Origin of the sequence: Chryseobacterium viscerum (assembly GCF_002899945.2) — a bacterium.
Taxonomy (GTDB): Bacteria; Bacteroidota; Bacteroidia; order Flavobacteriales; family Weeksellaceae; genus Chryseobacterium; species Chryseobacterium viscerum.
Window position 1 is genome coordinate 743,487 of sequence record NZ_PPEG02000001.1, and the last position, 20,144, is coordinate 763,630.

Here is a 20,144-nt window from a genome sequence, read left to right on the forward strand (position 1 = left end):
ACATTTATTTTAATACCTGTTCTTTAAACTGGCGTCCTCTGTCTTCATAGCTTTTGAACAAGTCAAAGCTTGCGCAGCACGGAGATAATAAAACTGTATCGCCTTTTTTAGCCAGTGATTTTGAAATTTTCACTGCTTCTTCCATGCTTGAAGTATCATAAATGAATTCTTTTTTGTCTTTAAAGAACTCAATGATCTTTTTATTATCCACTCCCAGGCAAACAATTGCCTTTACTTTTCTTTTGACTAAATCTTCAATTTCCGTGTAGTCATTCCCTTTATCTAATCCACCAACAATCCAAACGGTTGGTGTTTTCATACTTTCCAATGCATAGTAAGTGGCATTCACATTGGTTGCTTTGCTGTCGTTGATATATTTTACGTTATCAATTTCAGTTACAAACTCTAATCTGTGTTCCACCGCCTGGAATGTCATCAATGAATGTCTGATGCTTTCATTGTTGATTTTTAATATCTTACCGGCAATAGATGCTGCAAGACTGTTGGCTACATTGTGATTTCCCAATAGAGACAATTCGTCAACCTTCATTGCGAATTCGTCTTTCATTTTTACCACAATTTCATCTTCATTAACAAAACCTCCTTCCTGTAACTTCTCTTTTGTTGAGAAAGGAATCATTTTAGCCTTTATTTCAAGCTTTTCAAGAAGATTTTTACTCATTTCATCATCTTTGTTGTAGATGAAGAAATTATCATTTTCCTGATTTTCAGTGATTCTGAATTTTGCCAACGCATATTCTTCATAGTTGTAGTTGTACTGGTCCAGGTGATCCTGAGACAGATTCAACAATAAAGAGATATACGGTCTGAAATTCTGAATATCATCCAGCTGGAAAGAGCTTACTTCCAGGACATAATATTCATGGTTTTCATCTGCAACCTGCTTGGCAAAGCTATATCCGATATTTCCACCCAAGCCTACATTCAATCCGTCATTTTTCAGGATATAGTAGATCAGGGATGTCGTTGTTGTTTTTCCGTTGCTTCCTGTAATGGCGATGATCTTTGCATCTGTAAACTCAGAAGCAAATTCAATTTCAGAGGAAAGTCTGATTCCTTTTTCATGAATTTTATAAATGATCTCCGCTTTTTTCGGAATTCCAGGGCTTTTTACGATCCAGTCAGCATTTAGAATCCTTTCTTCATCGTGGTTTCCTTCTTCAAATTCAATTTCATTATCGGTAAGAAACTGCTTATAGTTATCCTTAATGGCTCCTTTATCTGAAAGAAATACTTCCAGACCTTTCTTTTTAGCCAAATAAGCAGCGCCGCATCCGCTTTCTCCACCTCCTAAAACAACTATTTTCATATTATTTTGATGTAATGATTAAAAGATTTAGTGATTAAAAAAATTCCTTAATGTTTCAATCTTTTAATTTTTAAATTGGTTTTTTATCTCATTTTTAATGTGATCAGACAGACAATAGCCAGTATTACTCCAATGATGATCATTCTGTTCACGATTTTACTTTCGTGAAATCCTTCTTTCTGATAATGATGGTGTAATGGTGACATTTTGAATAGTCTATTGTTTTGGGCATATTCCAACCCATATTTTCTTTTTCTGTATTTGAAAACAATGACCTGCAGCATGACAGATACGTTTTCAATCAGGAAGATTCCGCATAATACAGGAATCAACAATTCTTTTCTTAAAATAATGGCTAGCACAGCAATCACTCCTCCCAGCATTAAACTTCCGGTATCTCCCATGAAAACCTGGGCAGGATAAGTGTTGTACCAGAAGAATCCGATCACGGCACCTACCATTGCCACCGCAAAAATGGTGGTTTCCCCCATATTCGGAAGGAACATGATATTGAGATAGTCTGCAAAGATGATGTTCCCGGAAAGATAGGCGAAGAGAGCCAGCGAGAGCAGTATAATAGCACTGGTTCCTGCTGCGAGGCCATCGATTCCGTCTGTGATATTGGCTCCGTTTGAAACTGCTGTTACAATGAAGATCACGATAGGAATAAAGACAATCCATGCCCATTCATGAGCATCCTTATCATTCATCCAAAACAAAATTCCACTATAATCGAACTCATTATTCTTTGCAAAAGGAACGGTGGAAACAGTAATTTTCTCTGTAGGCATAAAGTTCTGCTCTACATTGTTTCTGTTTACCACTTTAGCGTCTGCATATTTTCTTTTAACGGTAATATCCGGGTGGAAATACATTGTAATTCCGACAATTAGTCCTAATCCGACCTGTCCTACAATTTTGAATTTACCACTTAGTCCGTCTTTATTTTTTTTGATTTTCTTTAAGTAATCGTCAAGGAAACCAATGGCACCCATCCAGAACATTGAAACCAGCAACAGAACAATATACACATTGGTAATTCTTGTAAACAACAATACGGGAATGATGGTTGCCAAAATAATGATAAGACCTCCCATGGTAGGAGTTCCTTCTTTTTGTTTTTGACCATCCAATCCTAGATCACGCACCAATTCTCCCATTTGTTTTGTTCTCAGGTAATTGATTACTCTTTTTCCGTAGACAAGAGCAATAATCAGAGAGAATAAGACAGCCATTCCGGCACGGAAGGAGATGTATTTCAACAGTCCTAATCCGGGAATGTGAATTCCATGGTTGGTTAGATATTCGTATAGATAGTATAGCATGTTTCTGTTTTTTATTATTTAAAAATTTAATTTATTTAAAGATTTAAAGATTGGGTTTCTCAATATTTTCACTTAAATATTTAATGAAGTTTGAAATGCTTGAAGAAATTTCTTTGGAAAGAGTTATAATTTCTTCAGCTTTATTTTCGTCACCTAATTTTAATCTTTTACTTACAATCAGCATGCTTCTTACTTCAGCGGAGCTGCCTTTTGCAATTTTTAAATATCTTATAAATTGTCTGTTATTATTATACTCTGAGCCTTCCGCAATATTGTTGCTAATTGAAAAGCTCGCTCTTTTTATTTGGTTATTAAATTCAAATTCTTTTTCAAAACTTTGACTTCGAAGAAATTGATAAACTTTTTCTATCAGATCTAAGCTTTTGATGTATACAGGAAAATTTTCAAAATTCTTGGTCATTATCAAATTTTTAAATCTTTCAATGAATTCAATCTTTCAATCTATTTTGACATTAATTTCCAAAGCTCATTAATTACTTCTTTGTCATCAAAATGATGTTTCACACCATTGATCTCCTGATAGGTTTCGTGGCCTTTTCCGGCAACCAAAACGATATCTTTAGGTTCTGAAAACTTTATGGCCATCTTTATGGCTTCTCTTCTGTCCGGAATTGAAGTGTATTTGCTGAAGTTTTGGGGTTCAACGCCTGCTTCAATTTCTTTGATGATCTGTGCCGGATCTTCTGTTCTCGGGTTGTCTGAAGTGATGATTGCCAATGTTGATTTTTTAGAGGCAATATTCCCCATTTCAGGTCTTTTGGAATGGTCTCTGTCTCCTCCGCAACCAAACACGGTGATCAATCTTTCGTTTTTGGTTCTGATATCGTTGATGCTGTCCAGAATGTTTTCCAAGGCATCCGGAGTATGCGCATAATCTACGATAAAGAAAATTCCACCATCGGATTTGAATGTTTCAAATCTTCCGGAAACTCTTTTTAATTTGCTGATCGCCTGAAGAATTTCATCCTGCTCAAAACCAAGTTCTACAGCAATTCCAAATACAAGCAGCAAGTTGTATACATTGAATTTTCCGGTCAGTGTCGTCCAGAATTCTTTTCCGTTGAAGTTCAACAGCATGCCGTTGAAATCCACTTCCAATAATTTCCCGTGATAATCTGCCATGGTTTTCAAAGCATAAGACTTCTTTTTGGCCTTAGTGTTCTGAAGCATGACATTTCCATTCTTGTCATCCACATTGGTGATGGCAATGGCTGTATCTTCTAATTGATCGAAGAATCTTTTCTTTGTTTTTAAATATTCTTCGAACGTTTTATGATAATCTAAATGATCATGAGTAAGGTTGGTGAAACCCGCTATTTTGAAATGTAATCCTTCAATTCTGTTCTGAGCAATGCCGTGTGAGCTTACTTCCATGAAGGCAAATTCACATCCTTTTTCTACCGCTTCAGCCAAAATCCTGTTGATCGTAATCACATCAGGGGTAGTGTGTGTTGCCGGGATAATTTCTTCACCAATTCTGATTTCAACAGTGGAGAGTAAAGCAGAATCATATCCTAAGTTTTTGAAAACATCAAAAAGCAGGGTAGAAACAGATGTTTTTCCGTTAGTTCCTGTAACGCCAATCAGTTTTAGTTTCTGAGAAGGGTTTCCATAGAAATTGGAAGCGAGATGGCCCAAAGCTTTAGATGAATCTTTCACTTTGACATAAGTGACATTTTCTGCCAATGTCTCAGGAAATTCTTCGCAAATGATTGCTGCAGCTCCTTTTTCAATAGCAGATACAATGAATGAGTGACCATCCACCACTGTTCCTCTCATCGCAACATACAGAGTGTTTTCTGTCACCTTTCTGCTATCAATCACCAACTCAGTAACCTCACGGTTGTTATCACCGTGGATTTCCAGTACTGGGATTCTGTTTACTAATTCTGTTATAATCATCTTTATCAATAGAGCTTTACTCTATTTTGGTTTATATCACTCTTTTGGAGTTCTGTTTCTTTAATTTTGCAGAGACAAATAAATTCTCTGATTCTTACTGATGGTTGTGCCTTCCAGCGGGAATTGTTCTTTGATTCTTCCCACTCCTTTATAGTCGACACGGTATCCTAAGTTTTCCAATTGCGGGATTACGTTTTTACCGATTAATCCGACTACATTGGGCATTTGTTTATCATTAACTGCTACTTTTACATTAGGTTCAACCATTTTGCTCAGGTTTACCTTTTTGTCTACAAGCATTTCTTTTTCAATATTCTGAGGGGTCTTCAGGAATGTTTTTCCTGCAATTTCCTTAAACACCGGTGCTGAAACGGAGCCTCCATAAAATCCTATAGAGGTATTGGGCTCGCTTATCATTACATAACAGGTGTATTTGGGTGCATCTGCCGGATAAAATCCTGCAAATGATGCTCTGTATTTCATAGGGCCGGGAAGCCAATATTCAAATCGGGCGGTTCCGGTTTTTCCTGCCATTTTAAGATTCGGGGTAAAGATGCTTCGTCCCGTTCCTTTTTCTACTGCTTTGGTTAAGGCGTTGGTCATCATTTTAATCGCTTTTTCAGAAGCCATTTTATTGACCATTACTTCAGGCTTGGCATTGTACATCACTTTACCATCTTTCATGATTTTATCGATGAATAAAGGCTTAAGCATTTTACCTCCATTAGCAACTCCATTGTAGAATGTTGTTAATTGCAGAAGATTGATATTAGAAGAGTATCCGTAAGAAATAGAGGCCAGTGTTGCTGCATTCCATCTCTTGTTTTGTGGAGTAACGATCTTTGGTTTTGTAATTCCCGGAAGTTCAATGTCCATTTTGTCGAATAATTTCCAACGTTTCAGGTGGTCAAGGAAAATCTGTGGCTTTTCTGCATAATACTTTGTGATCAGCTTTGAAGTTCCTACGTTGCTGGACTTCGCCAATACATCACTGATATCGTAAGTTCCTCCTCCGTGGCCATCAGAGATTCTCTGTTTTGCATATACCCAGACTCCGTTTCCTACATTTACCGTTGTATTTTCATCGATAAATCCGTCATCCATTGCTGCTAAAAGCGAAATGGTTTTAAAAGTGGATCCCGGTTCAATATTATCTTTCAGTGCGTAGTTGTAAGAGTCTTCATAATCTCCTGATTCTGTTCTTCTTAAGTTGACAAGGGCACGTACTTTTCCGGTTTCAACCTCCATCACAATTACGGTACCATGTTTGGCTTCAAAATGAAGCAGCTGCTTCTCCAGAGCGGAGTGTGCAATGTCTTGAATTCTAAGGTCTAAAGTGGTATAGACATCTTCTCCATCTACAGGTTCCTGAACTTTCCAGAAGTCGATAGGTTTCCATTGTGAAGAATTGATTCTCTGCTCCAGTCTTTTACCATTAGTTCCTGTCAGATATTTTGAGAAAGCACCTTCCAGTCCGGATCTAAGTTCTCCGTTGTCCATACCAATGGTTCCGGCTCCGATTTCTGAAGTGGCCAATTCTCTTTTATAATTTCTGTCGACAATGAATCCGCCTTTATTTTTACCTCTTTTGAAGATTGGGAATTTTCTGATTCTGTCGTATTGGTCAAAATCAAGACCTTTTACCAAAGTGTAATATTGGTTTTTCTTTTTCTTCTGCTCGTCAAATTTCTGTCTGAATTCTCCTCTGGATTTTCCGAACATTTTGCTCAGAGAATCAGTCAATGCTCCAATGCTGTTGGAGTACACCGTATCTTTCATCGTTTTGAAGTCAAGATAGATGTCATATCGCATTACCGTTGTGGCAAGAATAGAACCGTCAGAAGCAAAAAGATTACCGCGGGCAGCCTTTAAAGTGGCTTCACGATAATTTTTATTAATGTAATCATCTTTAATTTCCTGGACATTAGTATTCTGAAGGATAACAATCCTTGCCAAGAACATTACAAACACGCACAAAGCTACCACTGCAAAGAGGTAGCCCCATCGTAACGTTTTCTTACGCTTATTGTCATATTCATTTTGCTTTTGCATCTGTACTATCCAGTTTTATTAGCAATTTGTGAGGGTGGTTTTCCAGGGTCATCAATGAATCCCGGGCGACTTCTTTCCCCAGCTCTGATTCCATTTTCACTTTGATCAGCTTACTCTGGGCGTAAGCGTTTCTCGATTTATATTCTTCTGTTTCTTCCTTTAAGGCGTTTACAATTTTAATTTTTTTATTGACGAGATGATTCGTATAAATCATGGACATCATCAGTATAAACAACAAGAGAAAATACCTGTAATGTATTTTGATCTCATCACGATTCAGAAAGTTTCCTTTTATAATATCTATAAAAGTGAGTCTTTTCTGGGGGCGATTTGTTGTTCTTTTTGCCAAAGCTTTTTTTATAATTGATTAATGATAAAAGATAATTGATATCGCTTATCACTTATGATTTATCATTTATACCTTTATTCCTGTTCTCATTTTGGCACTTCTTGCTCTTGAGTTTTCTTCGATCTCCTGATTGTCAGGAATGATTGCTTTACTCTTTATCAATTCGAATGCCTTTTTATAGTTTCCGTAGATATCTCTTTCCGGTTCTCCCTCGAACATTCCGTTTTTCAGGAATCTTTTTACCAAACGGTCTTCCAGAGAGTGGTAAGAAATAACGACTAATCTTCCTTCCTGTTTCAATACATTGAAAGCCTGAACCAACATTTCTTTCAATACTTCCAGTTCCTGGTTCACCTCAATTCTTATCGCCTGGAAAAGCTGAGCATAGAACTTATTTACTTTATGAGGCGGAATATAGCTGAAAAGCTTTTTCAGATCCTCTGTAGTATTTATCGTTTTTATCTTTCTATGATGAACAATTTCTCTTGCCAGCTTTCTTGCTTCCCTTAGCTCTCCGTAATGATAGAAAAGATCCGCAAGCTCACTTTCTTCATAGTCATTGATTACTCTTTTGGCATCAAGATTCTGCATTACATTCATTCTCATATCCAAAGGAGCATTGCTTCTTGTGGAAAATCCTCTGTCAGCTTCATCAAACTGGTGTGATGAAACACCTAAGTCTGCCAAAACACCATCTACCTGAGAAATTCCGTACATCAGTAAAGAGTTTTCCAGAAATCTGAAATTCTGATTTACCAATGTAAACCGTGGATCATCAATTGTATTTTTAAGTGCATCCAGGTCCTGATCAAAACTGAACAATCTCCCTTTATCGGATAGTCTGCTCAAGATCTCTCTTGAATGGCCTCCTCCTCCAAAGGTGCAGTCCACATATATTCCGTCAGGATTCGTCACCAAATCATCAACACTCTGCTTCAACAAAACGGGGTTATGATACATGCTTAATTGTGTTTTTTATTTAATAATAATCAATTAATAACCTACTAAAGTTATTCTTCATCGAAAGAACCCATCACATCTTCTGCAAGGCTTGCAAAATCAGTTTCATTGGTGGAAATTACCTTTTCATAGGCATCTTTATCCCAAATTTCGAAGAGCTCTCCCGCGCTGGTAATCACAATATCTTTCTGAAGATTTGCGAAATTCGTCAGGTCTTTGGAGATCTGTAACCTTCCTGCATTATCCAATTCTACTGTCTTTACTCCTGCCGTAAACATTCGTATGAAATCAGCATTCTTTTTTATGAACCTGTTCAGTTTATTAATTTTGCCCATCAGTTTGTCCCATGCATTCATAGGATATACCTCCAGACAAGGTTGGAACACAGATCTTTTGACTACAAATGCGTTGTCTTCGAAGTCTTCCATCTGTTTGATTAAAGATGAAGGAACTTTTAAGCGGCCTTTGTCGTCAATTTTACACTCGTATGTTCCAATGAAATTTTTCATTTGGGACAAATTTATATAATAATTTCCAAAATTTCCCACTTTTTCCCACTTTTTGACTCAATGTTAATAAGTTTTATTAAAGATTGAATCTCAATAATGTAAAATACTGATATGAAGACACTTGCTGGAAGTGTTATTTTAGCCATAATAAAGCGGTTTTGAAAAAAAAAGTTAAAAAGGGGAATATTATATTATTTTTATCTTAAATTAGGATAATCAAAATTTTTTTGAGGTTTAATTTGTATTTTTGCAAGGCTTTATTAAGGCGTTTTATGATATTTAGTACAAAAAAAGAAAAGAAATATTCCTATGTAGAAGCAGGAGAAGGACATCCATTGGTGCTGTTGCACGGGTTAATGGGTGGTTTGAGTAATTTCGATAAAATGGTAAGTTTTTTTTCGGAAAGGGGGTTCAAAGTATATGTGCCTCAATTACCCATCTATGATCTTCCGGTACTCAATACGAATCTTACCACTATCGCAAAATATATTATCAAGTTTATAGAAAGTCATATTTCAGGACCTGTAACCATTGTAGGAAACTCGATGGGAGGGCATGTAGGGCTTATTCTAACTTTGGCAAGACCTGATCTGGTAAAAAATCTTGTTCTTACGGGGAGTTCTGGACTATACGAAAGAACTTTCGGGGACAGTTTTCCGAGAAAGAATGACCGCTCTTATATCAGAAAGAAAACGGAAGAAGTTTTCTATGATCCAAAAGTAGCGACAGAAGATCTTGTAGATGAAGTTTTTGCAGTAGTCAACGATAGGATGAAAGGAATAAAAACAGTAATGCTGGCAAGAAGTGCTATTAAGCACAACATGTTGAATGATCTTCCGAAGATTCTGACTCCTACTTGTCTGATCTGGGGAAGACAGGATAATGTAACTCCTCCGGAAGTGGCAGAAGATATGCACAAGTTTATTCCAAATTCGGATTTATTCTGGATCGATCACTGCGGCCACGCTGCGATGATGGAAAAGCCTGATGAATTCAATGAAATCCTATACAACTGGGTAAAAGATAAAGTTTAAAATATATAAATGACCATTAAGAGCTTTTCTTAATGGTTTATTTTTCTAAAATACATTCAAAAATGATTATTAAAACAGCAGAGTTTGTAAAGAGTAGTGGAAAATGGCAGGAATGCCCTGAGCCCAATATTCCCGAATATGCTTTTATCGGAAGGTCAAACGTAGGAAAATCATCACTGATCAATGCCATGATGAATCATAAAGATTTGGCTAAAACTTCGGGGACTCCGGGGAAAACTCAGCTGATCAATCATTTTTTGGTGAATGAAAACTGGTACCTTACCGATTTACCAGGATATGGATATGCAAAGGTTTCAAAAGTTCAGCGAAAGGATTTTGAAAAACTGATCACCAATTATATTCTAAACAGAAGAAATCTGGTGAACCTTTTTGTTTTGGTAGATTCAAGACATACTCCACAGAAAATTGATCTGGAATTTATCCAATGGTGTGGGGAAAGCGGAATCCCATTCTCAATTGTCTTTACAAAAGCAGATAAGCTAAAACCGAATATCGTTATCAAAAACGTAGAGGATTATAAGATCGAGCTTCATAAGACCTGGGAAGATCTTCCAGAATTATATGTTACCTCAGCAGAAAAGAAAGAGGGGGGAGACAAGATTCTTGATTTTATACAAAAAACCAATGAATTTTTAACGAATAATAGTATAAGTTTCGATGAGTAATATAGTCTGGAAAATTAAAACATTTGACGAGTTTACGGTTCCTGAATTATATGCTGTACTGAAAGCACGTATAGATGTTTTTGTTATTGAGCAGAATTGTCCTTATCCTGATCTTGATAATTATGATCAGAAGGGAGTTCATATCTGGGCGGAAGAAGATGGGCAGGTTCTTGCCTACTGCCGTGTTTTTGATAAAGGAATAAAATTTGACGAGACTTCCTTCGGCAGGGTTCTGACTACAGAGCAGGCAAGAGGAAAAAGCCTTGGAAAACAGTTGATACAATACGCCGTAGAAACCATAGAAAACCGTTTTCATACTTCTGAAATCAAAATATCAGCGCAGGATTATCTGTTGAGATTTTACAGCGGATTCGGGTTTGTAGATACCGGAAAGAAATATCTGGAAGATGATATTCCCCATACGGAAATGATCAGAAAATAAAATATGAAAAGCATCTCAAAACCGAGATGCTTTTTTTGTTATATGCTGAGTGTGTTTTTAGGCTTATCTTTCTTATTGAAAAAAGTTTATTTTTCAAAAGAAGGGGTAAATTTAAGTTTCATGGTTATTATTTTTATTTAGTTACATCCAGAGCAATAAGATCTGTCTACATATTTTTTACTGCTTCCCGAATAATAATAGCATCCACCTCTTGATCCTACATATAATTGCTGTCCGTTATACGTGCAGCCTTTGCTTGAGGAGTATGCTCTTGAATATCCTGAAGATGCACTGCCTGTAGTTCTGCTTTTTCTGCTCGATTTGCTTTTACTTTTTCTAGGTTTTTTGCCAGAAAGCTCTTTTGCAAAAACAGTGGTGGACGTGGTTGCGGAGAAGTTAGCAGGTAATAATAGTCCCAGCCCTAGAAGGCTTGTAAAAAGTAGTTTTTTCATGGTATTTATTTTTAATGATGTGAATAGTTATCAGGGATTTTGATCAATGGTTGATGGTCAATCAATTTATTAGAACTTTAATCTGATTTGAAGTGTGGGGTTAATAGTTTTCCAGGGTTCTATGAAGTTCTTCTCTGAAATTATATATTTCGTCAAGATTATTCAGCAGTACTTTTTCTCCAGCATCTTTACCGTTATGAAAGGTTTCAATATATTTATTTGCCGTATTGAAATGTAATCTGCAAAGCGGTTTTCTGTTATTGTCATCCAGTAATATTCCAAAATAAGATAATGTGTCTCTGTAAGCTATACGCGCTGAAGAAACTTTTTCTCTCATGATTGCTTTTACAATCTGGAACCCTTCGAGCTCTTCTTCAGTAGTAACAATTTTAGAATCATTATTTTCATCAATAGGCTGCGATGTTTTTATATCATCTTCTCTTTTTTCAATCTGTTCATTAATGCTCAATGCAGATTTTAAACGGAAACTGATTGATTCATTAATAGAAGTAGTCAATGCTTTTTTGGTATATTCTTTAAAAGAAAGCATTCGGTTGGCTGTCATCGGTTTTTCAAAGAATCTTCCTACCAATAGCTTTACCAATTCATCAGAAGGAGATTCTATTTCTTTTTCAAATTCCTTTCTTATCGCCTTAATATATTTTAATGCTTCCGCAGAGTCCAGAATACTTTCCAGGTTGTAATCCTTTTTAGTAAAGCTCTCCAGGATTTTGATTGAACTGTCTTTCAAGTCTTCCATATTAATCGTGAAAAATGGTTTTTCATCCATAATATTGGGCTTTTCAAGATCTGTATAGAAATTATAAATAATACCATTCGTAAGAACACCGAATCTTGTTTTAGAAACATGATAATATCTGTGAAGCTGGGAATTGTGAGCGTCTGCACTTTCTTTCCAATGTTTGCATTCGATGATGAAGATAGGTTCATCATTATTTTTGATCACATAATCTACTTTTTCTCCTTTCTTGGTTCCGATATCACAAACATGCTCGGGAACCACTTCTGTAGGATTGAAAATATCATAGCCTAAAATTTGTATAAAAGGCATTACAAAAGCATTCTTTGTAGCTTCTTCCGTGCCGATCTGCTCCTTTAAGCCTGTTACTTTTTGATGCAGCTGTTCTAGTTTTATTTTAAGATCCATAGTTGTAATTTTTATAGGGTTTCATCAATAATTTCTGCACCCGGAGCATTGCTTTTTACAGAAGCAATTCCGTTTTCCATACCAGATTTTGTGCTATACAATTGGCTTTTACCAATAATTTCGCCATTTCTGGCTTTAAGAACAAAATACTCTTTGCTGTTGACGGCTACACGTCTGTCATATCTTGAATCTTCCTGTGAATTGACTCTTCCTGATTCGATTCCTTTCTGACATGATGCTTTCTGAACATATCCTTCGCTGGTTAAAATAATTTCGCCATTTCCGGCTTTAAGATTGAACTGATATTCTCTATTGACTCTTTGAGTGATTACGAATTTTCCCATGATGGTTATTTTTTATTTGTAATAAATCTTTCTGAAATTTCTATTTCATTAAGAATTTGTTGATTAGGTAAAATGATTTGAATTTCTCCTGAAGGATTTTCTATAAGGTGAGCGCCGGATCTGCAGTTTTGAAAACGATATCTGAAAGCTTTTAATCCTGAAATAAATCCATCATGTATTGTTTTTTCATACACGTACTTAGAACAGCTGGTTCTGAAGATACATTTCCTTCTTTTTGCCGGAGGAATGCCCCACCAATAAATTTTAATAAGAAGAATTAATAGATTTTTCATTTTCTTTTTTACTGAAAACCGCCATTTGATAAGAAGTCATATAACCCGGTTTGGCTGTATTTCCAAAACACCCCTGAACAGGCTGTATGTAAGTGGATACACTTTCCAGTCTTACATATTCCCAGCCGTCAATGGAATGAACTTTTATCAAATTGTCTAATTGTTCTGCAATGTTTTTTGCACTCATATTTTGTTGATTGGCTGTGGCAACAAATGGTATTACTTTGTATTCCATAATTGTTTTTATTTATACTCCAAAAGTATCATCCTTTATATCCCAATCCTTACGGGAAACCGTAACGCAAAAAAAACCTTTCAAAAATGAAAGGTTTGTATATCAAAGTGTGGGTATTGGAGACTTAAATAATCCCTAAATCCTTACAAAAAGCAACAAGCTGCTCATTACTGGTGACCTGAAGATCTTCTTTCAGGTTGTTGAGTTTTTTCTCTACACTGCTCAGGCTGTTGGGCTTAATATTATTATTCTGAAGATATACAGGAATATTCTTCTGAAGAACTCCCTGAGATAAAAGAGAGACCAGGGTAATGTCATAGCTTGAAAACTCATAGCTGTTCAGCTTCTTTACTTCCTGTTTGAGATCAAGAGAAAGATAGTTTTCATTGACGTATACAGAAGCGATTGCTTTTTTCAGTTCTTTGGAATCATTTCGGGCTTTACGAACAAAACCGTTGATTCCATATTCTGAGAAAAGAGAATCGATAACCCCGGATTTGTGCTCTGCGGAGAAGACAATGGCCTTCAGGGAAGGATGCAGTTCTTTGGCAGCACTGATAAGTTCCTTACCATCCTTAATTTTTTGTTCACGGTGATCCTCTTCAAAGGAAAGATCAGTAATCAGTAAATCATATAGATCATTTTCCCGGATAGATTTTTGAATCTTGGCTATGGCATCATCACAATAATACACATAATCTGCATTGGAAATATTAAGATCTTCTAATGTTTTCTGTACAGAAATACTGCTGCTTTCGTGGTCTTCGGCTATTAAAATTTTTTTGAACATTCTTTTTGTTTTTTTACGATGCAGGGAATGAAATATAAATCTTCAACCCTTTTTCTGTTGTGTTGTCAAAAGTAATTTCTCCATTGATGTTTTCAATACGGGAAACCGTATTCCTCAATCCATTTTTATAGGAAAGATCTCCGGGAATACCTATTCCATTGTCTGTGTACTGAATTTTGATAAGGTTATTATTTCTTTCAAATTTAAAAGCAACAAGACTTGCCTGGCTGTGTTTTTTCATATTCACCAGAAGCTCACGGATCACCTGATAGACATTATCTTTCGCTGAATCATCCACACCGTTCCAGATATTTTTTTCATTTCCGGCCAGAAAGGTATTCACTTCCTCATTTTTGAAAGAACCAATAAGTCCGGAGAGTTTTTCATCAAACTCTACAACGTCTTGGGCATCAGGTTTTTCATAGGAAATATCTCTGGATTTTTCATATACAAATTCAAGCTCATCCAACGCTGTATTCTTATCAAAATGTTCCTGATTCTCAATTTTGGTCATCACCTGATAGATCCCATTGGCAACTACATCGTGAACCTTTTTAGACATTTTGAGCTGGGTGTTTTTTACTTCAATTTCTTTTTCTTGTTGAAGTTTTTTTTGTCTTTTCTTATATAAAATGATAATAATAACTAATAGTGCAACAAGTAATCCTGAAAGAAAATATTGCCTTAATAATTGAACTTCTTTTTTTGCATCACTATTTTTTAGTCTTTGATTCTCAATATTCTGTTTTTCAACACCATATTCAATTAAAGCAAACCTGTTTTTTGCATCATCTTTTGCCGTAATGATACTGTCGTTTAGATATTTGAACTCATTAAATAATTTTTTACTGTCAATAGTAGGAGAAATTTCCAAAAGAGTTCCTAGAGATTCTAACCTGTCATATGGATTATTTACAGTATGAGAAAGCGCATATTTTGCATCTGTATGCTGAATAGCTTTTGCAATATTAGTTTCTAAATAATAGTCTGCAAGATGAGAATGTGTAGATATTTGTCCCTTAATATCTTTTAAATCTTTTTTTAATTGTAAAACTTTTAAAAGTTCCGGTTCTGGATTAAAGTTTTTATTTTGCAGCCATTTAGTATAATTATAATTATCCAAAATCATGGCATAGTCCTTATTGATCGTTATATTTTTATCTTTTAAGAGAGAACTATAAATTTCTATGCTCTTTGAATACTGTTTCATTTTTGCATAGAGATCTGCAATATTATTTTTAATAGTTTTTTTATTATTATCTACGGTGCTTGCTAATAAGGCTTTTTTATACCACTGCAAAGCTTCTTTGTAATGCTTAAGATTTTTCTGGGCAATTGCAAGTGAGTTATAAATAGATGACAGATGGGCTGAATCCTGAGGTTGTTTTAAAAAGCTTAAGGCTTCTATTGCTCTTTCATTGCTTGTAAAGTGATCTCCAATATCATTCAATATTATTGCTTTATAGGATAAGCTAGATGCTATATCCTGAGAATCCTTATTTTGTTTATAAATATCCTCTGCTTTTGAAAATAATAAAAATGCTTTTTGATAATCATCTTTATAGTAAAAACTTTCAGCTTCATTATAAATGCTGTCAGCTTTTTTCACGGAAATATTTTCTGTAGTTTTTGATCGTGTATTTTCAGAATAATTACAGTTTATTAAAAAAAGAAGAAGGAAAAATCTTAAATAATACATGCATAATAAATTGAAGCCTAAATATATATAAAAAAGGGCGATTTAATCGCCCTTTTAATATGATTATTTTTTAGGAGGAGGAACATTACCTGTTTCTCCACTGGTATCTCCACCACTTCCGGTTCCCCCTGTCTCTCCTGTACCTGTAGACTCTCCCTGAGATTGTGTGGTTACAGTTGTTGGGTTATTATCATTTGCAGTTGTTGCGTTGTCCGTATTGTTTGAGAATGCTAAACCGAATAGCATTAAAATAATTTCTAACATGGTTCAAAAAATTTATTGTTAAAGCATTCGTGTTCTTCCCTGCGAAACAGATCGCAGATAGTATTACACGATTAAAAAAATTGAAGCGCTTCTAAATTTTTTGGGAAGTAAACCTTCAAAAACGGAGGAGAAACATCTGCTTCCCAACCCGGAGTTTTCCTCCGTTTTATCTGGTGATTTTAAAATCAGTTTTGTAAATTTGTTTTTGTAATGTTTTGTTTATCACTGATTTCTGAAGCAAAGATGAGACAAAACATAAGACGGATGTTAGACACGTTCTGGACATCTATGGACACGAAATGGACAACGGAGGCTTTATGGGAATCCGTAATGTGGTATGAGAGATAATCGCCTATTTTGTAAAGACAGAAAAAACTAGATATGTCCAAGAAAAAACTACTAATTCATGAGGTATTTGAGAAGGCAAGAAAAGATTTTCCCGCTGAAAGCACTAAGAATGGTTGGTGTAAAGAACTTGTTGACCATTTTGAAAAAAAGTTGAAATTTATAATTAATGAAAAAACATTTGTTCGGTATTATGATGCTTGCATACGGGATAATAGTGAGCCTAATATAAAAGACATAAAAATTTTAAATAAGCTTAGCGAATATGTAGGTTATATAGACTTTACTCATTTTTCCAATACATTTATTAAAAAAGAGGAGAAAGAAAAATCAACTACCGTAAGAATTGATGTAGATGATAATGATGAGTTGTTTGGAAGGGGGATCAAAATCAATATTACTCAGTACTTTAATCTACCAGAATTCATGAAAAAAAATGGATTAGGCATTGCTGGAATACTTCTTATAGGGAGTATTTTGCTAGGAAACTACAATCTACCCAGAGGAAAAGATAAAAAGGAGGGGGGGATTAGATTAGGTTTATTCAATGAACTGGAGGTAGATAGAAACTGTATGTATTGGAACGGGACTGAATATAAGATAACATCTTGTGAGGATAGAAATCCTCATCGTCAAGTTATCCCTATAGATACTATAAAACTTAACTATTTTAAAAAAGTTACTAGACCTGATACGTTAACCCTTGGGAATTCCTTGGGGAAGGTATGGTGCTCCAAATATAATAATGAAGTTAATTTTTTTACAATGGATGGGGTTAATCCAGACAATAAAAAAGAATTAAAGCTGGCAACTGATCATATGATCCTAACATATGGCAAAGGAGAGTAATTTCCTTCACAATTATTTAAAATTCAATTAAAACAAATCCACAGCGATTCCCTTAATTTCGTCTTATTTTAAGATGAGCAAAGGAATATTCCCCGTTTTATTTTTTGTATTTGCCCTTTTTCAGGCGCAAAAACCTGTGCAGATCGCTTTTCTTTCCGATGTGCATTTTCAGGACTTGTATGGACGTTTTTCGGATCATGATTTTAAAGGAATTTTGAATCCTAAAACAGGAAAACCCACAATTCTGAGGACGATGGATTCTCAATTACACTCTACAAGAATTTTCAACGAAAATTATTTTGCTTTTCTTAAGGCCTTGGATGATATTGCTGCAAAAGGAATTAAAATTGTAGCCATGCCCGGAGATTTTTCGGATGATGGACAGGCTTATAACCTTCGTGGACTTCATACCATTCTAGAACAATACCACCGGAAATACAGGATTAATTTTTATTTGACGACAGGAAACCACGATCCCGTAGGACCATTCAGAAATGACGGCGGAAAAGATGATTTTCTCGGACAGGATGGAAATCCACTGGGAATTTACAGCAAAGAAAATATCGGAAAATCAAAAGATAAAGTGATCACAAAAGATATTGCAGAATCCGGATATCTTGAAATCCTGAATGAACTAAAAGATTTTGGCTTCTATCCAAAAAAAGGAGATCTGTTTTGGAGTACACCTTTTGATCATGATTCGTTTAAAAATTATTCTTACGAAAAAGCGCTGCAATCGGCAGATTACTCCCAAAGAATGTATGACGTTGAAAAAGGGTTTTATGTTCCGGATTTAAGTTATGTTGTTGAACCCGTGAAAGATGTATGGATGATTGCCATCGACGGAAATATCTATATTCCGAAAAACCTCCATGAAAATCCCCAAAATACATCCAACTACAAAGGAGCAAACATTGGTTATAATAACGTACTGACTAACAAAAAACATATAATACAGTGGGTAAAAAAGCTGGCTGATGAAGCGAAGAAAAATAATAAAACATTGATTGCCTTTACCCATTATCCCATGATCGATTTTAATGATGGAGCCACTCGGGAAATTAAAAACGTATTAGGAGAAAAGAAATGGCAGCTGGAGCGGGTTCCTCAGGAAGAAGTTGCAAAAGTATTTGCAGAAGCCGGATTGCAGATTCACTTTGCGGGTCATATGCACATTAATGATACCGGAATTAGGAGGGTAGGAGATCATGTATTGATCAATGTTCAGGTTCCGTCACTGGCGGCATATTTGCCCAGCTATAAAATTCTGACCATTCAATCTCCGGACACCATGGAAGTGCAGACCGAAGTTTTGAATGAGGTTCCGCGCTTTGATGAATTATTTCCTTTGTATGAAAAAGAATATAAGGCGTTGCAAAAAGATACAGGTAAAATACGTTGGAATAAAGATATTTTGAAAACAAAATCCTATCACGATTTCATGCTCTTTCACTTAAAAGAATTGGTTCGCCTGAGAATGATTCCGGATGATTGGCCGAAAGATTTTATTGAGAAATCTAAGAATATGAATGGAGAAGATCTCCTGTTACTTATTCAAAATAAAAATCAGCTGAAGGAGAAGAAGATTGTATCAGAAACCTTTAAAAAGTGGTCTGTTGATGATCTGTTATTGGATCTGTATAAGTTTCAGTCTGCTGATGAACTGGCAAAGAAAGATATTCCTAAAGAAAGATTGGAGCAGTATCAGGTATTGGAGCAATTATATCAGGAAAATCATTCGCAGGATCCATTGGTGATCCAGCTAAAATCAGTTTTTAAAATACTTTCACTGCTTTCTAACGGAGATCCGGCAGATCATTTTGAAATAGATTTGAAAAACCAGAAAATAAGAAGACTGTAATCTTTTTAGTGTATCACAGATTTCACGGACATTTCTATTTATGAAAAATATAAGGGCAATTTGTGGTAAAAAAGAAAGACCATCAGCACTCTGACGGTCATTTCTTTTCAATATTTAATCATGAATATATTATTTTCCCGTTACAGGATTCTTTCTTTCATAGGCGTTGTTCTCAAAGCTTACCTTATAATTGGATTTGAATAATTTGCTTGGATGATAATAATCAGTTGTAATAATCTGTGCACTGCTTTGCTTGGCCTTTTCAAACCTTGAATAATCTTCACTTCTGGCTTCCATGGTGTCTGCATCAGCCCTTGTACGGATGATATAGCCTTTTTTTACCAGATCTTTTATGGCCGTATCATCTTTCTTTGGCTCATTCATCAGCAAAACAGCAGCTTCTGGTGTTCCCGGATTAGAATTAGTGAAAATCATTCTTCCTTTTAATGAAGGATGGTCTTTAATGTACAAATCCCTGTTCTCACTGTTATTATCCAGTACAAAAAGGAATTTCCCCTTTACCTCTTTCACTTTTGGCCAGTTTTTCTTTATAACAGCTTCGTTTAAAGTGGTATAAGAACCGCGGATATCATCCGGAGCGATGATTTTGTCTCTCCCAAGATATTTTTTCAGTTCATGATCAAGATCATCAAAAAGTTTTGAAGTATAATGCTCAGGTTCTGTTCCAAACTGGTTGGCTTTTCCGTCTTTAGGTTCAAGGGTTATAAAAACAGGATCGTGATCAGGATGCAGGTCAGACCATTTTTTCAAGTCTTTCAGGCAGTCTTCCAATGTATAATACCACGTCTGAAAATCAATATCTGTAATATGAATCATTTTGTAACCCGGTTTTTTCATTTTGCCGTCCGGATCAAAAGACTCGGTTGTTTTTACCAGATCCAGAATTTTCGGATGGGCGTATTTCCCCCCTTTACTATCAGCATATACATCAATCTCCAGGTTTCTCAATCCAAGGTCCAACTGCTGGGGAATAGGAATGTGTTCATATTGAATTCTCGGTAATGCTTTGAGACTGTCTTTTTGGGATAAATAAGCGTACACTTCAGGAAGGATAGCCTTTTTATAAGAATTGTGAGAACCAATTACCTGAATTTCATTGATTTTTAATTCGCTTATATTTTGCGTCTGTGACCAAAGAAAATGGATGGAAGATAAATAGATGCCTAAGAAAACAGCCTTTTTCATTTCGATGAATTTTGTCACTGCGAAATTA

General features: G+C 35.5%; 22 protein-coding genes. 5 read left to right on the forward strand and 17 right to left on the reverse strand.

The window, feature by feature from the left end; genetic code table 11:
- Positions 1-4: 4 nt before the first annotated feature.
- The 8 genes from murD to mraZ form a co-directional block, all read right to left on the reverse strand.
- Complete coding sequence (gene murD, locus C1634_RS03440) at positions 5-1,330, reverse strand: UDP-N-acetylmuramoyl-L-alanine--D-glutamate ligase (protein WP_103232139.1); 1,326 nt, start codon at positions 1,328-1,330, stop codon at positions 5-7.
- An 83-nt stretch (positions 1,331-1,413) separates the two neighbouring features.
- Positions 1,414-2,655, reverse strand: a complete 1,242-nt coding sequence (gene mraY / locus C1634_RS03445; RefSeq protein ID WP_103232138.1) for a phospho-N-acetylmuramoyl-pentapeptide-transferase — start codon at positions 2,653-2,655, stop codon at positions 1,414-1,416.
- A gap of 43 nt (positions 2,656-2,698) precedes the next feature.
- On the reverse strand, positions 2,699-3,076 hold the full coding sequence (locus C1634_RS03450) for a four helix bundle protein (RefSeq protein WP_103232137.1): 378 nt from the start codon (positions 3,074-3,076) through the stop codon (positions 2,699-2,701).
- 41 nt (positions 3,077-3,117) lie between these two features.
- On the reverse strand, positions 3,118-4,578 hold the full coding sequence (locus tag C1634_RS03455) for a UDP-N-acetylmuramoyl-L-alanyl-D-glutamate--2,6-diaminopimelate ligase (protein WP_103232136.1): 1,461 nt from the start codon (positions 4,576-4,578) through the stop codon (positions 3,118-3,120).
- Positions 4,579-4,638: 60 nt separating this feature from the next.
- Entirely contained in the window at positions 4,639-6,630 is a 1,992-nt protein-coding gene (locus C1634_RS03460; RefSeq protein WP_103232135.1) for a penicillin-binding transpeptidase domain-containing protein, read from the reverse strand.
- Positions 6,614-6,979: an FtsL-like putative cell division protein gene (locus C1634_RS03465; protein WP_103232134.1), complete on the reverse strand. Its 366-nt coding sequence runs from the start codon at positions 6,977-6,979 to the stop codon at positions 6,614-6,616. Before C1634_RS03465 ends, C1634_RS03460 begins: the two co-directional genes overlap by 17 nt.
- A 66-nt stretch (positions 6,980-7,045) precedes the next feature.
- Positions 7,046-7,939 (reverse strand): 16S rRNA (cytosine(1402)-N(4))-methyltransferase RsmH, encoded by an 894-nt coding sequence (rsmH, locus tag C1634_RS03470; protein WP_103232133.1) that lies wholly within the window; start codon positions 7,937-7,939, stop codon positions 7,046-7,048.
- A 50-nt stretch (positions 7,940-7,989) separates the two neighbouring features.
- The gene (gene mraZ / locus C1634_RS03475; RefSeq protein WP_103232132.1) at positions 7,990-8,448 is read right to left on the reverse strand and encodes a division/cell wall cluster transcriptional repressor MraZ; all 459 of its coding nucleotides are present in this window, start codon (positions 8,446-8,448) and stop codon (positions 7,990-7,992) included.
- 272 nt (positions 8,449-8,720) lie between these two features.
- On the opposite strand from mraZ, the gene C1634_RS03480 reads away from it, so the two are divergent.
- From C1634_RS03480 to C1634_RS03490, 3 genes are all read left to right on the forward strand, one after another.
- A complete protein-coding gene (locus tag C1634_RS03480; RefSeq protein ID WP_109737896.1) occupies positions 8,721-9,482 on the forward strand; it encodes an alpha/beta fold hydrolase in 762 nt (253 codons plus the stop codon).
- Positions 9,483-9,544: 62 nt separating this feature from the next.
- Positions 9,545-10,168, forward strand: coding sequence for a ribosome biogenesis GTP-binding protein YihA/YsxC (gene yihA, locus C1634_RS03485; protein ID WP_103232145.1), 624 nt, complete (start codon positions 9,545-9,547; stop codon positions 10,166-10,168).
- Positions 10,161-10,610, forward strand: coding sequence for a GNAT family N-acetyltransferase (locus C1634_RS03490; RefSeq protein ID WP_103232130.1), 450 nt, complete (start codon positions 10,161-10,163; stop codon positions 10,608-10,610). The genes yihA and C1634_RS03490 overlap by 8 nt, the downstream gene beginning before the upstream one ends.
- 137 nt (positions 10,611-10,747) lie before the next feature.
- Here C1634_RS03490 and C1634_RS25790 read toward each other — a convergent pair whose 3' ends face one another.
- The 8 genes from C1634_RS25790 to C1634_RS03530 all read right to left on the reverse strand — a co-directional run bounded on the left by C1634_RS25790 (position 10,748) and on the right by C1634_RS03530 (position 15,855).
- Complete coding sequence (locus C1634_RS25790; protein ID WP_123921364.1) at positions 10,748-11,062, reverse strand: hypothetical protein; 315 nt, start codon at positions 11,060-11,062, stop codon at positions 10,748-10,750.
- A gap of 100 nt (positions 11,063-11,162) precedes the next feature.
- On the reverse strand, positions 11,163-12,230 hold the full coding sequence (locus tag C1634_RS03500) for a type I restriction endonuclease (RefSeq protein WP_103232128.1): 1,068 nt from the start codon (positions 12,228-12,230) through the stop codon (positions 11,163-11,165).
- 11 nt (positions 12,231-12,241) lie between these two features.
- Entirely contained in the window at positions 12,242-12,574 is a 333-nt protein-coding gene (locus C1634_RS03505; protein ID WP_103232127.1) for a YegP family protein, read from the reverse strand.
- A 5-nt stretch (positions 12,575-12,579) separates the two neighbouring features.
- Complete coding sequence (gene yidD / locus C1634_RS03510; protein ID WP_103232126.1) at positions 12,580-12,867, reverse strand: membrane protein insertion efficiency factor YidD; 288 nt, start codon at positions 12,865-12,867, stop codon at positions 12,580-12,582.
- A complete protein-coding gene (locus C1634_RS03515) occupies positions 12,839-13,102 on the reverse strand; it encodes a hypothetical protein (protein WP_103232125.1) in 264 nt (87 codons plus the stop codon). The genes yidD and C1634_RS03515 overlap by 29 nt, the downstream gene beginning before the upstream one ends.
- Before the next feature lie 124 nt (positions 13,103-13,226).
- The gene (locus tag C1634_RS03520) at positions 13,227-13,892 is read right to left on the reverse strand and encodes a response regulator (protein WP_103232124.1); all 666 of its coding nucleotides are present in this window, start codon (positions 13,890-13,892) and stop codon (positions 13,227-13,229) included.
- A 13-nt stretch (positions 13,893-13,905) separates the two neighbouring features.
- Positions 13,906-15,501 carry a tetratricopeptide repeat-containing sensor histidine kinase gene (locus tag C1634_RS03525; RefSeq protein ID WP_123921366.1) on the reverse strand — a complete coding sequence of 532 codons (1,596 nt, stop codon included), beginning with the start codon at positions 15,499-15,501 and terminating at the stop codon, positions 13,906-13,908.
- Positions 15,502-15,654: 153 nt separating this feature from the next.
- Positions 15,655-15,855: a hypothetical protein gene (locus tag C1634_RS03530; protein WP_103232122.1), complete on the reverse strand. Its 201-nt coding sequence runs from the start codon at positions 15,853-15,855 to the stop codon at positions 15,655-15,657.
- Between the two features lie 381 nt (positions 15,856-16,236).
- Between C1634_RS03530 and C1634_RS03535 the strand changes: the two genes are divergently transcribed.
- Positions 16,237-17,049: a hypothetical protein gene (locus tag C1634_RS03535; protein ID WP_103232121.1), complete on the forward strand. Its 813-nt coding sequence runs from the start codon at positions 16,237-16,239 to the stop codon at positions 17,047-17,049.
- 73 nt (positions 17,050-17,122) lie between these two features.
- Complete coding sequence (locus C1634_RS03540) at positions 17,123-18,910, forward strand: metallophosphoesterase (RefSeq protein ID WP_109737898.1); 1,788 nt, start codon at positions 17,123-17,125, stop codon at positions 18,908-18,910.
- Positions 18,911-19,039: 129 nt separating this feature from the next.
- Here C1634_RS03540 and C1634_RS03545 read toward each other — a convergent pair whose 3' ends face one another.
- On the reverse strand, positions 19,040-20,116 hold the full coding sequence (locus C1634_RS03545; RefSeq protein ID WP_109737899.1) for a phosphatidylinositol-specific phospholipase C1-like protein: 1,077 nt from the start codon (positions 20,114-20,116) through the stop codon (positions 19,040-19,042).
- Positions 20,117-20,144: the final 28 nt, after the last annotated feature.